At 52.8% G+C, this 13,518-nt stretch carries 21 protein-coding genes, 1 pseudogene and 1 riboswitch; of the genes and pseudogenes, 6 read left to right on the forward strand and 16 right to left on the reverse strand.

What is annotated here, in order from left to right:
- Positions 1 to 216: 216 nt before the first annotated feature.
- Together metC and IKE44_RS11960 are read right to left on the reverse strand one after the other, a co-directional pair.
- Positions 217 to 1,395, reverse strand: a complete 1,179-nt coding sequence (metC, locus tag IKE44_RS11955; protein ID WP_049626176.1) for a cystathionine beta-lyase — start codon at positions 1,393 to 1,395, stop codon at positions 217 to 219.
- 3 nt (positions 1,396 to 1,398) lie between these two features.
- Positions 1,399 to 2,502: a methionine biosynthesis PLP-dependent protein gene (locus IKE44_RS11960; protein ID WP_049624138.1), complete on the reverse strand. Its 1,104-nt coding sequence runs from the start codon at positions 2,500 to 2,502 to the stop codon at positions 1,399 to 1,401.
- A gap of 199 nt (positions 2,503 to 2,701) precedes the next feature.
- Positions 2,702 to 2,812, reverse strand: a riboswitch (SAM riboswitch).
- 193 nt (positions 2,813 to 3,005) lie between these two features.
- Between IKE44_RS11960 and IKE44_RS11965 the strand changes: the two genes are divergently transcribed.
- Genes IKE44_RS11965 through IKE44_RS11975 form a run of 3 tightly spaced genes read left to right on the forward strand, consistent with a single transcriptional unit; the run spans position 3,006 to position 4,728 of the window.
- The gene (locus tag IKE44_RS11965) at positions 3,006 to 3,734 is read left to right on the forward strand and encodes an alpha/beta hydrolase (protein ID WP_049624139.1); all 729 of its coding nucleotides are present in this window, start codon (positions 3,006 to 3,008) and stop codon (positions 3,732 to 3,734) included.
- Between the two features lie 38 nt (positions 3,735 to 3,772).
- Positions 3,773 to 4,297 (forward strand): YjcG family protein, encoded by a 525-nt coding sequence (locus IKE44_RS11970; protein WP_049624140.1) that lies wholly within the window; start codon positions 3,773 to 3,775, stop codon positions 4,295 to 4,297.
- A complete protein-coding gene (locus IKE44_RS11975; RefSeq protein WP_033015695.1) occupies positions 4,294 to 4,728 on the forward strand; it encodes a GNAT family N-acetyltransferase in 435 nt (144 codons plus the stop codon). The genes IKE44_RS11970 and IKE44_RS11975 overlap by 4 nt, the downstream gene beginning before the upstream one ends.
- Positions 4,729 to 4,845: 117 nt before the next feature.
- Here IKE44_RS11975 and spoVIF read toward each other — a convergent pair whose 3' ends face one another.
- The 3 genes from spoVIF to IKE44_RS11990 all read right to left on the reverse strand — a co-directional run bounded on the left by spoVIF (position 4,846) and on the right by IKE44_RS11990 (position 5,683).
- Complete coding sequence (gene spoVIF, locus IKE44_RS11980; RefSeq protein ID WP_033015693.1) at positions 4,846 to 5,103, reverse strand: sporulation-specific transcription regulator SpoVIF; 258 nt, start codon at positions 5,101 to 5,103, stop codon at positions 4,846 to 4,848.
- Between the two features lie 126 nt (positions 5,104 to 5,229).
- A complete protein-coding gene (locus IKE44_RS11985; protein ID WP_080985672.1) occupies positions 5,230 to 5,367 on the reverse strand; it encodes a YjcZ family sporulation protein in 138 nt (45 codons plus the stop codon).
- A gap of 79 nt (positions 5,368 to 5,446) precedes the next feature.
- Positions 5,447 to 5,683, reverse strand: coding sequence for a hypothetical protein (locus IKE44_RS11990; RefSeq protein WP_015374185.1), 237 nt, complete (start codon positions 5,681 to 5,683; stop codon positions 5,447 to 5,449).
- 128 nt (positions 5,684 to 5,811) lie between these two features.
- Here IKE44_RS11990 and IKE44_RS11995 point away from each other — a divergent pair, with 128 nt between their 5' ends.
- Positions 5,812 to 6,132, forward strand: coding sequence for a thioredoxin family protein (locus IKE44_RS11995; RefSeq protein ID WP_287466020.1), 321 nt, complete (start codon positions 5,812 to 5,814; stop codon positions 6,130 to 6,132).
- Between the two features lie 139 nt (positions 6,133 to 6,271).
- On the opposite strand, the gene IKE44_RS12000 is transcribed toward IKE44_RS11995, so the two are convergent.
- From IKE44_RS12000 to IKE44_RS12050, 11 genes and pseudogenes are all read right to left on the reverse strand, one after another.
- Positions 6,272 to 6,442, reverse strand: coding sequence for a hypothetical protein (locus IKE44_RS12000; RefSeq protein ID WP_183084369.1), 171 nt, complete (start codon positions 6,440 to 6,442; stop codon positions 6,272 to 6,274).
- A 20-nt stretch (positions 6,443 to 6,462) separates the two neighbouring features.
- On the reverse strand, positions 6,463 to 7,323 hold the full coding sequence (locus IKE44_RS12005) for a DUF421 domain-containing protein (protein ID WP_049624142.1): 861 nt from the start codon (positions 7,321 to 7,323) through the stop codon (positions 6,463 to 6,465).
- Between the two features lie 12 nt (positions 7,324 to 7,335).
- Positions 7,336 to 7,542: a DUF1657 domain-containing protein gene (locus tag IKE44_RS12010; protein WP_011230357.1), complete on the reverse strand. Its 207-nt coding sequence runs from the start codon at positions 7,540 to 7,542 to the stop codon at positions 7,336 to 7,338.
- Between the two features lie 12 nt (positions 7,543 to 7,554).
- Entirely contained in the window at positions 7,555 to 7,911 is a 357-nt protein-coding gene (gene spoVAE, locus IKE44_RS12015) for a stage V sporulation protein AE (RefSeq protein WP_053532180.1), read from the reverse strand.
- A gap of 1 nt (position 7,912) precedes the next feature.
- Positions 7,913 to 8,926, reverse strand: a complete 1,014-nt coding sequence (gene spoVAD / locus IKE44_RS12020; protein ID WP_049624144.1) for a stage V sporulation protein AD — start codon at positions 8,924 to 8,926, stop codon at positions 7,913 to 7,915.
- On the reverse strand, positions 8,926 to 9,405 hold the full coding sequence (spoVAC, locus tag IKE44_RS12025) for a stage V sporulation protein AC (protein ID WP_049624145.1): 480 nt from the start codon (positions 9,403 to 9,405) through the stop codon (positions 8,926 to 8,928). Before spoVAC ends, spoVAD begins: the two co-directional genes overlap by 1 nt.
- An 11-nt stretch (positions 9,406 to 9,416) precedes the next feature.
- Positions 9,417 to 9,893, reverse strand: coding sequence for a YhcN/YlaJ family sporulation lipoprotein (locus tag IKE44_RS12030; RefSeq protein WP_049624146.1), 477 nt, complete (start codon positions 9,891 to 9,893; stop codon positions 9,417 to 9,419).
- Positions 9,894 to 9,990: 97 nt separating this feature from the next.
- Positions 9,991 to 10,197, reverse strand: coding sequence for a DUF1657 domain-containing protein (locus tag IKE44_RS12035; protein WP_033015681.1), 207 nt, complete (start codon positions 10,195 to 10,197; stop codon positions 9,991 to 9,993).
- A gap of 159 nt (positions 10,198 to 10,356) precedes the next feature.
- Positions 10,357 to 10,559: pseudogene (locus IKE44_RS12040) on the reverse strand (holin).
- Positions 10,560 to 10,586: 27 nt separating this feature from the next.
- Entirely contained in the window at positions 10,587 to 10,817 is a 231-nt protein-coding gene (locus IKE44_RS12045) for a hypothetical protein (protein ID WP_049624147.1), read from the reverse strand.
- A gap of 273 nt (positions 10,818 to 11,090) precedes the next feature.
- A complete protein-coding gene (locus IKE44_RS12050; RefSeq protein ID WP_033015677.1) occupies positions 11,091 to 11,420 on the reverse strand; it encodes a spore coat protein regulator YlbO in 330 nt (109 codons plus the stop codon).
- Between the two features lie 154 nt (positions 11,421 to 11,574).
- Between IKE44_RS12050 and IKE44_RS12055 the strand changes: the two genes are divergently transcribed.
- Entirely contained in the window at positions 11,575 to 12,291 is a 717-nt protein-coding gene (locus IKE44_RS12055; RefSeq protein WP_287466021.1) for a BMQ_0737 family morphogenetic spore coat protein, read from the forward strand.
- Between the two features lie 102 nt (positions 12,292 to 12,393).
- Positions 12,394 to 13,161 carry a tropomyosin gene (locus tag IKE44_RS12060; RefSeq protein WP_287466022.1) on the forward strand — a complete coding sequence of 256 codons (768 nt, stop codon included), beginning with the start codon at positions 12,394 to 12,396 and terminating at the stop codon, positions 13,159 to 13,161.
- The last annotated feature ends 357 nt before the right edge of the window (positions 13,162 to 13,518 follow it).

The following is a 13,518-nucleotide window of genomic DNA, read 5'->3' on the forward strand; positions in this document are numbered from 1 at the left end:
CTTCGTTCCGAAGGTGTCCGTTCTAGCCATATTCTATCCTATTCGTTGGCTAACGCCAACCGACATTCATCTCCCACTTTCACTGGTGCTGGCGCACCTTCACGTTTAGAAGTAGGAGACTTCTTTCGGAGGGAAGTTAAAAGAGGAGCGGCTGTTGTCAACCTCAGCGGCATCTTGACCCGCCCGCCGAGCTGTGAAGGCTTGGCGGGCTGATGGCTATGGCGTTGAAACTGACGGCCGCTCCTGAACAAACGACAACGCCTGCTCAAAATCGGCGATCAAATCGTTGACATCCTCAAGCCCGACGCTCAGCCGCAACAAGCCGTCGGTAATGCCGCGCCGGAGCCTCTCTTCTTTTGGCATCGCCGCATGCGACATTTTCGCTGGGTGCGATAAAATTGACTCGACCGCCCCAAGGCTGACAGCAAACACCGGCAAGCGGACGTTTCGGACGAACGTCCGAGCCGCTTCTTCATCGGCTAAACGGAACGACAGCACAGCGCCAAACCCGGCCGCCTGATGGCGCTGGATGTCATGGCCTGGGTGGTGCGAAAGCCCTGGATAATACACATCTTCCACTTTCGGATGGCGCGCCAAATACTCAGCGATGGCCAGGGCGGATTCGGACGACTGCTTCAGCCGAACGTGGAGCGTTTTTAATCCCCGCAGCACAAGCCACGCATCTTGGACGCCAAGAACGGCACCAAACGCGTTTTGCAGTTTGTACAGCTCTTTTCCCAACTCTTCATCTTTCACCACGGCCAATCCGGCGACGACGTCGCTATGGCCGGCTAAAAATTTCGTGGCGCTGTGAAGGACAATATCGACGCCAAGGTCAAGCGGCCGCTGCAACGCCGGCGTCATGAACGTATTATCCAAGAATGTCAAACAGCCATGCGCCTTCGCCAACTTGACGACGCCTTGAATATCGGTCACTTTTAACAGCGGATTGGACGGCGTTTCCATATAAATGACTTTCGTGTTCGGACGAATGTTTTCCGCTACTGTGTTTAAATCTGTCATATCGACAAACGTATGCTCGATGCCAAAGCGGGTCAACACTTCCGTGATCATCCGGTACGTGCCGCCGTAGACGTCTTCGGTCACGAGGACGTGGTCGCCTCGGGACAAGAGCAAAAACGCCGTCGAAATGGCCGCCATGCCAGAAGCGAAGGCGAATCCGCGCGTTCCGCCTTCTAACGCCGCGATCGTTTCCTCAAGCGCCTCGCGCGTCGGGTTGCCGGAGCGGCTGTAGTCGTATTTGCCGAACGTGGCGAAATCGAACTGATGGAACGTGGAGGCGTGCTGGATCGGCACGCTCACCGCTCCCGTGTGGCGATCGACTTTCCATTCATTATGGAGCAGTTTCGTTGAAAACGACCATTCCCGTTCCATCGCTTACACCTCTTTCATGTGTTTGAACGCTTGCGCCAAGTCGGCGATTAAATCATCCGCATGTTCGATGCCGACCGAGAAGCGGAGCAGCCGGTTGCAAATACCGTTTTGGATGCGGATTTCCTCAGGAATGTCCGCATGCGTCTGCGTCGCTGGGTACGTAATAAAGCTTTCGACTCCGCCCAGGCTTTCCGCGAATGTAATGAGGCGCAAGCTTTTTAAAAACCCGTTCACCCACTTTTCATCGGCAATCCGGAACGACAGCATCCCGCCTCTCCCCGGATACAGCACATCAGTGACATCTTCATGTTCGCGCAAAAAGGCGCTGATGCGCTTGGCGTTTTCTTCATGCTGGCGCATCCTTAGCGCCAGCGTTTTCATCCCGCGAATCAACAGCCACGAATCAAACGGCGACAACACCGCGCCGATGGCGTTCTGATACTCGGTCAGGCGTTGACAGAGCTCCTCGCCCTTGGCGACGACAAGGCCAGCCAACACGTCGTTATGGCCGCCTAAGTATTTCGTGGCGCTGTGGATGACAATATCGGCGCCTTGTTCGATTGGGCGTTGGAGCACCGGCGTGTAAAACGTGTTATCGACGATCAGCAGCAGCCCATGCCGTTTGGCGAATTCGGAGACGGCGCGGATATCGGTCTCATGCATAAGCGGGTTCGTCGGTGTTTCCAGGAAAATCGCTTTCGTTTTTTCGGTGATACACGCTTCCACCGCAGCGAGATCAGCAAAATCGACGTAATGAAAGCCGAGACCGTACTTGCGCCAGCCGCGCTCAAACAGGCGGTACGTCCCGCCGTAAAGGTCGGCCGATACGAGAAACTCGTCTCCGCTCTCAAACAAGGCGAGCACTGTCTGAATGGCGGCCATGCCGGAGCTGAACGCATAGCCTTGGTCGCCGCCTTCCAGTCTCGCGATCGCTTCTTCGACGATTTTGCGCGTCGGGTTGCCGGTGCGGATATAGTCAAACCCGGTCGACTCCCCGATGCCGGCATGACGGTAGGCGGTGGAAAAATAAACTGGCGGGTTGACCGTCCCCGTCACCGTTTCGCTCCGGTTGCCAATTTGCGCTAACAACGTTTCTAGTTTATCCACCTCATCTCTCTCCTTCTGTTGAAAATTCCATCATGGATCAACGGCCAACCACTTAACGCCCAACGAAGCGCCGCTGTTGGTCAAGCAGCAGCCGAGGGCCTTGATCCTCGACGCCTCTCGGTTGAGGGAGCGGCCGCTTGAGTAAATAAAAAAAGTCTTCTAAGAAGAAGACTTTTCCATACGAACATGGTCATGCTTCTTCTTATCTGCCGAATTGAATGCTCAATTCGCTGGATTTAGCACCTGGCCGTCGGGCGGCTGGTTGCTGAAGCTTCATTGGGCCAGTTCCCTCCGCTTCTCTTGATAAGAACCGCTGCGTATTTAATTTTGTTAATTGTTAATTTATTAAAAAATGTAACGCATTCCGGTCATTTTTGCAAGTCATTTTTTTTGCCGGCACCAATGTTCGGCAAGTTCACGAAAAATTCGAGCCCTTCGTTAACATCTTTTTGCCTAAATATGTTACAATAACAAGTGAACTTGCGCTTTCATGGAGGATGATCATGGCGACAGCATCAGGAACGATGCGCGATTATACGCTTTACAGCAGGGAGCTGCAAGAAGAAATCGGGTTGCTTGTCTACTTGCCAAGCGATTTTTCTCCGTTGCATAAATATTCTTTATTAATCGCGCAAGACGGCAAGGATTATTTTATGTACGGAAAAATCAAAACCGTGATCGAGACACTCATGGACGAAGGAACGATCGACCGAACGATCGTTGTCGGCATCCCGTACCGGAACGTCAGCGACCGCTACGAGAAATACCACCCGGCCGGTCGAAAAAACGAAGCCTATATCCGCTTTTTGGCCCATGAGCTCGCGCCGTTTTTGGATCGCGAGCTGCCGACATATCAAATGGGCAAAGGACGAGCGCTGATTGGCGATTCGCTGGGAGGAACCGTGTCGCTTCTAGCCGGTCTGTTGTATCCGCATACATTTGGAAAAATCGCCATGCAGTCTCCTTACATTGACGACTCAGTGCTCGAACGCATCCGCGCGTTCCGCGCCCCGTCGCTTCTTTCCCTTTACCATTCCGTCGGCGCAGAAGAAACGGCGGTCAAAACGACGGACGGCCATGTACGCGATTTTATCACCCCGAACCGGGCCGCACGGGACTTATTGATCGAAAAGCGGTTTCCCTACACGTACCATGAATTTGCCGGCGGGCATGCATGGACGTATTGGCAGCCGGATGTGCCCCGGGCGGTATCGGCCATTTTGTCGCTGTAAATAACGGCAAACGAACCATCTGAAGGAGGGAAAGCGGAATGAAGTACGTCATTGTCATTTTTCCGCCAAAGCGGATTCAAGACTTCGCCAACTCGTACCGGAAGCGGTACGACAGCCATTACGCCCTCATCCCGCCGCACATTACATTAAAATACCCGTTTGAGGCGGATGAGGAGCAAATCAAAGAAATGACGAAAGAGCTGCGCCGCATCGCAGCGGAAACGGAGCCAATTCCGATCAAAGTGACGAAATTCAGCTCGTTTTACCCGACAAGCCACATCATTTATTTGAAAGTCGAGCCAAACGAAGTGCTGGAACGGTTGCACGAGCAGCTGCACAGCGGCTTGTTTGCCGGGGAGCCGGAATTCGTGTTCGTGCCGCACATTACAATTGGCCGCGATTTGCCGAATGCGGAATACGCTGACGTCTACAGCCAACTGCGGCTGCAAAACGTCCATTTTGAAGAGACGGTCGACCGGTTCCACCTTCTTTACCAGCTCGAGAACGGATCATGGACTGTCTATGAAACCTTTATCGTTGGAGGAAAGGAAACGGGAGAATGAACGTCGCCATTGGAACAACGGAAGACCGCGCGTTGTATGAAGACGCGTTGCGCGTCCGTCGGATTGTATTCATCGAAGAGCAAAACGTGCCGGAAGAAGAAGAAATCGATGCATTTGAACATGAATCGTTCCATCTCGTCCTATACGATGGCGAACAAGCAGTCGCAGCCGGCCGGTTTCGCCTGGTCGATGAAGGGGTTGGCAAAGCGGAGCGCATCTGCGTTTTGCCGGCTTACCGCGGCCGCGGCGTCGGCCGGATGGTGATGGAGGCGTTGGAGCAGCTTGCGAAAACAAAAGGGGCGAAAACGGCGAAACTGAACGCCCAGACGCACGCAGAACCGTTTTACCAAAAGCTCGGCTATACGACCGTCTCCGGCGTCTTTATGGACGCCGGCATCCCACATGTCACGATGGTGAAATCACTCGAATGATGGCCATAGAACAGCCTCGTCTACACTGATCCAAGGCTTGGGATCATCGAACATCGTTTCGCTCTCCTGAGCCAAGCAGAGCAAAAGGGAGCTGTGCGCACGCAAGCTCCCTTTTGCTTACTTTTTGTTGTTCAACATATTGGCGATCGTGTTCAAATCAATTTGTTTGCCGTTATGGACGATCGCCTTGACGATTTGGTCCTCAAGTTCTTTTGGCACTTTCCGGTTGGCAATTTGCGCCACCCGCTTCACCACTTGGCGCACCGTTTTTTCATCGCTGAAATTGGCGTTTTGCAGCGAGTTGGCGAGCTCAAAAACGTCTTTCATATTGACACCTGTTTTCTGTTCGATGTTTTTAAAAAATTGCTGATCCATCGTTCTGCCTCCTTCTCCCTGCTATATCGTATGATGCTCCCGCCTCGGCGTGCATCAAATTAGGGAAAGAAAAATACGAGCCGCTCCGTGGCGCCGAAACGGCCCGTATCCCATTCGCTTTTTCCGTTAGGCGACAAATGCCGCGCCGACAATAATCAACAAAATGAACAACACGACAATCAGCACAAAGCCACCGCCATAGCCACCGCCATAGCCACCGCCATAGCCGTAGCCGTAAGGATAACCATAACCGCAGAAGCCCATTATAATGTTCACCTCCTTCTCCGTTTACTGTATCGTATTCACCGGCTTAGCGGAGCGTATGGGCGCAAAGGCCATTTTGTCATCCAAATCGGCGGAACAGCTCGGCAAATTCCCGCTCCTTCTTCGCAAACCATTGCTCGATGTAGTCCAAGTTGCCTTGTACACTTTTTAAAAATCCATTGTTCAATTTTTCGATTTCTTGCAGCTGTTTGTTAAAGTCCTTTCCCCATTGTTCAAACAGGCGGATGAACGTTTCATGCCCTTCTTTGCGCGACGCAACCCAATTTTCGAGCGCTTTTTCCAACTCTTTGCTCACACTTTCCCCTCCTTTCTTACTGTTGTATGCAAAAACGACTGCCCGAGGTGAAGGCGTCCCCGTTCTTTTTTTGCCTTGCCATATGGTAAAGTAAAGATGAACGGCAACATGAAAGGGAGGGAACGAATGTGAGACAAATTGAAACAGTTGAGCAATTCGAGGCGGCCATTTCCGGCGATAAGCCAGCGATTATGAAGTTTTACACAACTTGGTGTCCAGACTGCGTGCGCCTGAACATGTTCATCGATGACATCATCCGCGATTACGGGCAGTACGACTGGTTCGAAATCGACCGAGATCAGTTTCTAGATATTAGTGATAAGTACCAAGTGCTTGGCATTCCAAGTCTTCTTGTGTTCCGAAACGGGGAAAAAATCGCCCATCTGCATAGCGCTGATGCGAAAACGCCGGAAGAAGTGCGCGCCTTTTTGCAGTCCCTGCCGGAGTAAGACGGGGCGGCATCCTTGCCTCGCCAGAGAAGAAGGGCAACAAAAAGAGGCTGTCCGAGAAGGAAGCTTTCCTTCTCGGACAGCCATGCGAATGAACAGACAGCTCCTTATGGATCGCTGATTGTGGAAACGGAAGCCGTCAATATTCAGTTTCGTCGTAGTCTTTCGGCTGGCGCATCAGCTGCGGGCTGTCAAACATGAATTCAATCGAAATTTCCTCATCGGTCGTCCGCGTCCGCTCGGAGCGGTCGTTTGGTTTCAATTGGACTTGAATTTCCTCATCCGTCGTTTTTATCCGTTTGTCTTCCATCGTCTTTTACTCCTGTGTCATCAGTTTCGCAAGAGCGGTTCGACTTTTTGCACAAGCTCTGCCATTTTTGCGGCGTTTCGTTCATACAGCGCCTTCGCCTCTTCGGAATTCGTCTGCAACGCATACAGCTCCAGATCAGCCTGCATTTTTTTCATCGCGGCCAAGAGCAGCTTTTTCTCCTGCGGCTCGGCAATTTGGATCTTATCATCGTACAAATCGATCGTCAGCTGTCCGTATGAATCGACTTGGGCGTGAAACACATTTTCAATCGCCACTCCTTGTTTGTCAAGCTGTTCCTTCAGCCAGCCGCGGCTAAGCCCCATCGTAGCGAGTGGCTCATCCAAAATCATGCCGTCCATAATGACCGTTTGCGGCTCTTTTTCCCGCGGTGGGTTTGGGAACACATCTCCGACGGTGAGGGGCTGCTTTTCCCGCTTCAGCAACACGTTCAAGTCGCCGTTTGGCTCAAGCACCGCAAACTCGACGTCGGCGACGCGGAACACATCTTTTTTGCGCAGCTGTTCGAGCAGCTCGTCAACCGTATATTTCTCCCGTTTCAAGTTTTCCTCTAAAATTTTGCCGTTTTTAATAAAAACCGTGGAATTGCCCTCGACAAAATCGCGAAATTTCTTGTTGCGCAGCGAGAGACGAGCGACAGCCACTGGAAACAGCGACCAAATCAAAATGCTGGTGATGCCTTCTTGCAACGAAATTCCTAAATCGACCGACATCGTTCCAGCAATATCGCCGACGGTAATGCCGACGATGTATTCAAAAAACGACAATTTTGATAATTGCTTTTTGCCGAGAATGCGGGTGATCACAAACACCCCGATTAAAATGCAAATCGAACGAATGGCGGTTTCTAACCATATAGGCATCGATCATGCTCCTTACTTTCCGTGATATTGCGGCTCCTCGAACTCGAGCCGGCCGATCCGGTCTTTGATGTCCGCGATGATCTCCTCTGTCGCAAGCATCGCTTCATGAAACGTCCGCTGCGCCGTTTCATCCTGGGAAGTGAGCGCCAGCTGTTGCAGCCCAGCGTGAATGCCTTTTAAGCTCGCCAACGTTTGTTTCACCTGCGAAGCAACGGTCATGGAAGATCCCTCCTATCCTTTCGGGCGGAACAAGAGCGCCCCGATAAACCCAAAGACGATCGCCGCGGAGATGCCGGCGCTCGTCACTTCAAACATGCCGGTCAATACGCCGATAATGCCGTGTTTTTCCGCCTCTTGCATCGCGCCGTGAACGAGCGCGTTTCCAAAGCTCGTAATCGGAATCGTCGCCCCGGCGCCGGCAAAATTAATGAGCGGCTCATACAAACCGAATCCATCCAAAATCGCCCCGACGACGACGAGAATCGTCAACGTATGCGCAGGTGTCAGTTTAAACACATCCATCAAAATTTGCCCGATCACGCAAATCAGCCCGCCGACGACAAACGCCCAAAAAAACATGGCCAACACGCTACGCCTCACCTCCGTACTCGATCGCCACCGCATGGGCAATGCACGGGATCGTTTCGTTTTGCTGAAACGACAATGGCGATAACAGCGCCCCTGTCGCCACCGCCAAAATGCGCTTCAGTTCGCCGCGGCGCATCCGTTTGATGAGATGCCCGTAAACGACGACAGCGGAACAAGCCGCCCCGCTCGCTCCGGATAAAACCGGCTGTCCGTCACGGTAAATGAGAAGTCCGCAATCTTGGTAGCGCTCTTCATCGATGTCAATGCCGTGCTGACGCAGCAAGTCAAGGGAGACTTGGCGTCCGATTCGCCCTAGATCGCCGGTGACGATCAAATCGTAATACGATGCATCGATTTGCATGTCGCGCAAATGCGCCTCAATCGTATCGACCGCCGCCGGCGCCATCGCTCCACCCATGTTGAACGGGTCGGCAAGCCCCATATCCACAACGCGGCCGATCGTCGCTGCCGTCACGCGCGGCCCGTCCCCTTTCGGGCTGACGATCGCCACGCCAGCTCCCGTTACCGTCCACTGCGCTGTCGGCGGCTTTTGCCCGCCGTATTCGGTTGGATAGCGGAACTGCTTTTCGACAGCGGTGTTATGGCTTGACGCACCGGTTAAGATATAGTCTGCCCCGCCATAGTTGGTAATAAAAGCGCTGAGCGCAAGCCCTTCCATGGAGGTTGAGCAGGCGCCAAAAATGCCAAGGTACGGCATGCCGAGCGTTCGGGCGGCAAAACTTGTCGGCGTCATCTGGTTGATCAAATCGCCGGCGATGAGAAACTGCACGTTTTCCTTCTCTAATCCGGCCTTTTCCATCGCCTGAAACGCTGCTTCTTCCATGAGCACGCGGTGCGCCTTCTCGTACGACTCCTCTCCGAGCCATAAATCTTCGTGAAGAAGATCAAAGTCTTCCGCGAGGCGGCCGTTCGCCTCAAACGGCCCGCCGACCGCCGCTGTTGCGATGATTGCCGGCTTGTTCGCAAACACCCATGTGCGGTGCCCTTTCAGCATTACAATCCCCCCCACTGGGTCGCAATCGTTTTGACAAGAGCGATAACAAAGGCGGAAAACGTACCGAACAAGATGACCGATCCGGCGAGCTTGAACATGTTCGATCCGACGCCTAACACAAATCCTTCCGTCCGGTGCTCAATCGCCGCCGAGATGACGGCGTTGCCAAACCCTGTCACCGGCACGGCGCTTCCCGCCCCAGCGAATTGGGCGATCCGGTCATAAACGCCAAACCCAGTTAAAATCATCGACAAAAAGACCATCGTCGCCACCGTCGGATTGCCTGCCGTTTGCTCGGTGAAATCAAAGAAGTACATATAGAAATAAGAGATCGCCTGCCCGATCGTGCAAATGATTCCGCCAACGAGAAACGCGCAAACACAGTTTCGAACAATAGGACGCTTCGTTTCCCGCTCTTTTTCGAATAAATGATATTCCTGCTGAACCGGGGTCAGCTTTTTCCGTTTTTCATTCGCCATAATGACACCTCTTATGTTTGCTCTTTGCTTAGCTTTTCAATGCGCTTGATTTCCCGATTGACTTTTCGTTCATCCCAGCGTCGATTGTCCATGTTGGCTTTTAATTCCTTCGTCTTCCAAAAAATTTTCAAATCGCTCGAGGAAACAACATCATAGCCAGGAAACAGGTCGCGCAGTTTTTGGTCAATGTCTTTCTCAATTTGTTTTCGACTCCACCGCTTCATATGGGGAATTTGATAAGCAATGAGCAACCGATCCACGCTGTTGACCGCCACCACGTCCCGAACATCGTCGCGCCCGCGCAAATAGCTGGCCGCCCGCTCGGCCGGACCTTGGTTCAGCTCCGCATGTTTCGCCGTCCCGGACGTTTGGGTTCTCAGTAGGTTTGCCCCTTGCAGCGATTGTTTTTGTTCCGTTTCTTCTTTGGCGCAGCCGCCGACCGCGATCATCGCAACGACGGCCGCCAACCACCATTTTTTCATCTTCATCAACCCATTCGTTTTTATGTATTTCCGCCAAGTCGGGAAAGGTTGGCGTGCTGTGCCAACCTTTCCGCCTGAACCATCCCATTCGCTTCAGCGAAGGTTATTGTTGTTTATATTGTGGCTCTTCGTTTTGAATTTCTTGCATGCGCGAGTTCACCAAATCAACGACCGCCTGCGTTTGTTGGGCAGCTTGTTGGTAAAGCTGTTTCGCGGCTTGGTTTTCGGTTTGCAAAGCAAACGTTTCGAAGCTCGCTTGAGCCGATTTTAACCCCGCCAATGTTTGTTTCACTTGTGTTGCAACCGTCATGATTCATGTCCTCCTTATATGGTGTAAGATTGGTGGTGACAATGTTTAGAATGGTTTTTTCGCCGCCAAATTATAATTGTCATTTTCTGCAAAACGTTCTGTCGCCTTTCCAGCCTTTCCGGGCACAAAAAGGGCGCCTTCTGCAGGCGCCCATGCGGGTTACGACTTGTCATCAACTTTATCGGAATAACCGCGGCCGAGCGACGGTTGTTTAAAATACCGGCCATCACCAAAATGCTTAAGAAGGCATGGTACAGTTGTTCATATTTGCCAAGATCAATGTCGACGCCGAATGTCTCAAGCGCAATCACGGCAAACGATCCGATTGCCAGCCAAAGCCCGTAATTTTTAAAACGCTCCACCGTTGGCGTCCCCCATTTGCTTTATGGCTAGATCCACGAGAACGGTCTCTGTTCTCCTTCGTTTCGATCATAGCCTCCTTCACCATGTTCTTCCTTATCCCGGTCCCGCGCATCTTCAACGGCTTCCATTTCCGTATCATCGCGGTGCGGGAACAACCATGGATCGCGGATGCGGCCGCGCGGCATAATGACGATGTCATCGGCATGAATGATCAATTTATCGACATGAATCACTTTCGCTTTTTTCCGATCCGACATGCCCTTCCCCCCTTCCTTTCGCCTAGTTGCACTGTTAGACTATGCAAGGAGAGGAAGCGGAGTATAGGCGCTTCTCACGGATTTGTGCTATTTCTTTACGACCGGCGGCCGGCCGCAGCCGCAGCCTCTCGGGCGCCGCACTGGCTGGGTTGTTGAGGTGAGCGCCCAAGCCGTCGGTTTGGGCGAGATTGGTTTCGTCATGGCCTCATCCCTCCAGATGAAAAAAATGTATGGCTACTGCTATTGTATGGCCCTATCGGCCAAGGGTGCGCCTCATTTTTCCTTGTGCTCGTCCGGGTGGGGCACAATCGCGTTTTCTTGGCGCAGCGTACGGAAAAACCAGCTGTCCGGCCGTTCTTCGTCACGTACTCCTCCCGTCTCTCCTTGCAGCTGCTGCAGCTGGCGGCGAAGTTCGTCGTTTTGTTTCATCAGCTGCTTTATTTGCTCATAACGTTGCTTGCTTTGGTAAGCCAGTTCCCTTAACACTACATTTTCTGCCTCTGCTTCTTCGAGCCGGCGCTCCAGCTCAGCAATCCGCTCAGCCAGCCGCCGTTCATCTATCCCTTTTGTTCCTGCCTTCGCCGCTCCCCGTTGTTCTCTCATTCGTCATCTCCCCCTTTATTTCATCGTCCGGCAGACGCCTGCCGATAAAAAATCCGCATCTGTCCCAACACATTTACCTATATCATTCATAGTATACAGTAGTCCCAAACCATTAGGCGTTGGGGAACAAATGAACGATAGGAGGAACGAGAAAATGGGCCATTACCATCGCGATACGGAAAGGGTATGCATCAGAACACGCAAAATTTATGACTGGGTGACGCGGCAAATCGACGTGCCATTAAAAAGCTTCAGCGGCGATGATTTGGAAACGATTTTCCCATCGGACACTTGTCCGGGAGACGGGACGATTTGCGACTTTTTGGCAGCGCAAAACATGGACCCGCAAAACTTTGCCATTCGTTGTTTCTTGACAGACGCTGCCGGAAATCCAATCGATCCGGTTGTTGACCAGGATGCGCTGATTTGCCAAGAAATCATGCAGCCAAACGGCCGGCAGCCCGTCAACGTCACCCTTCCTTCCGGGGAGACCGTGACATTGCAAAAAGTCAAAGCGCTCGTCAAAGGACACATCGTTGTGCAAATTGTCAGCCCGACCGGCACGGTGATTTGCCAATCGGCGCCGATTCCGTTTGCCGCGGCGCAAACATTCATCTTATGCGCTCCGGAAGGCACGCAGCTCAATTGCCATATTTCCTTCTTTGAATGCGATACAAGCTTAGTTTGCACGGACAACTTCACTCAACTCGACGTTTCCATCACCTTATGCCTTGAAGTCCAAGTGGAAGCTGACGTCAAAATCGAAGTTGAAGCCTGCTTCTGCCAACCGCGCGAAGAACTTGCCGAAGCTACGCTGTGCCCGACAACCAAATTTCCGCCACAATGCCCGGACGTATTCCCAGCAATGTAACGTCCCGCACCACTTAGGCTGTTGTTCTCAACAACAGCCTTTTTTATATGGCACTTGCCTTCCGCGTATACATAAGATAAAAATGGAAGGAGTGGAAAACGAGTGAAAAATGCGAATGATGACCGGCACCTCCGCCTGCAGCAACAAATTATTCACTACCGGTCTGAAGCCGCCTCGTGCAGGCAACAGATCAAGCAGCTTGAGGCCGAACTGGAAAAAGAAAAAATGCGCAGCGCCTATCTAAAAGAAAAATTGCGTGAAGCCGAAACAGTCAACGCCGAAATGTACAAGAAAAAGATCGCGGCCTTGGAGCGCCAGCTTTTGTTGTATGAAATCGCGCTCGAAGAGGCAGAGCAACGCGTCTCCGGACCGCAACAAACCACCGGCGCCGATCCAGCCGCTTCCGTGCTGGCGCTGTTTCATTACTCGGTTATGATCCCGACGCACCTTGATGAAGAAGAAATTGTCGTGATTGGCGACTTCATCATCCGCAACAGCGGAACCGCGCCGCTTCACCATCCGGTCGTCTGCCTCCGCATCTCGCCGCCGAAAGCAGCGGTGCTGAGCGGAAAAATTGCGCTCCCCCAAAGCGGGCGCGCCGCACAGGAGGGGCTGGCTGACAGCGGCGCCGAAGGTTGGACGTTCATCCAAGAAAACTGGCGGGAAAAAGTGCGGCAAAACGGCGAATATTGGATTGCCCCGCTCCATGGCGTCCCCATTGAACCAGGTGAAGAACGGCGCTTTTCCCAGTTTGAGATTGCGGTTCGACCGTCCGGCAACGTCCGCTCCCTGACAGTCGACGGCTTCGTATATGGCGCTGAACTGCCCAAAGGAGCCGCCGCGGCCAACCGCATCGCCGTCCAATGGTAAACGGAGCCCGCCCCATCCAATGGAGCGGCTGCTTTTCCCGGCCGGCTTCAGCCGGCCTCGTCTTGTCGGCAGCAACGATCTTTGCTTGACAGCAGCAGCGGGGGCATGATGCTTCAAGTGTCCAAGACCAACCGAAACACAATCTCCCACCGGCGGAAGCCGTCGGCCAGCCATCCAGGCGGCAGCTTTCCGCTACAGCCGGTCCGGATGACGCAAGCTATATAGATGCAATTTAAAGCTTTAACATTTTTCGTCTTTGCCGGTCATTGCATCCGACTGTCGAGTGACCGAACAACGCCGCTTAAAGACCCATGAATGGGTCTGTGAAGCGAGTCGTTGTTCGGTCTTCCGTCACGC

Origin of the sequence: Geobacillus sp., assembly GCF_017515625.1 — a bacterium.
GTDB classification, from domain to species: Bacteria; Bacillota; Bacilli; order Bacillales; family Anoxybacillaceae; genus Geobacillus; species Geobacillus stearothermophilus.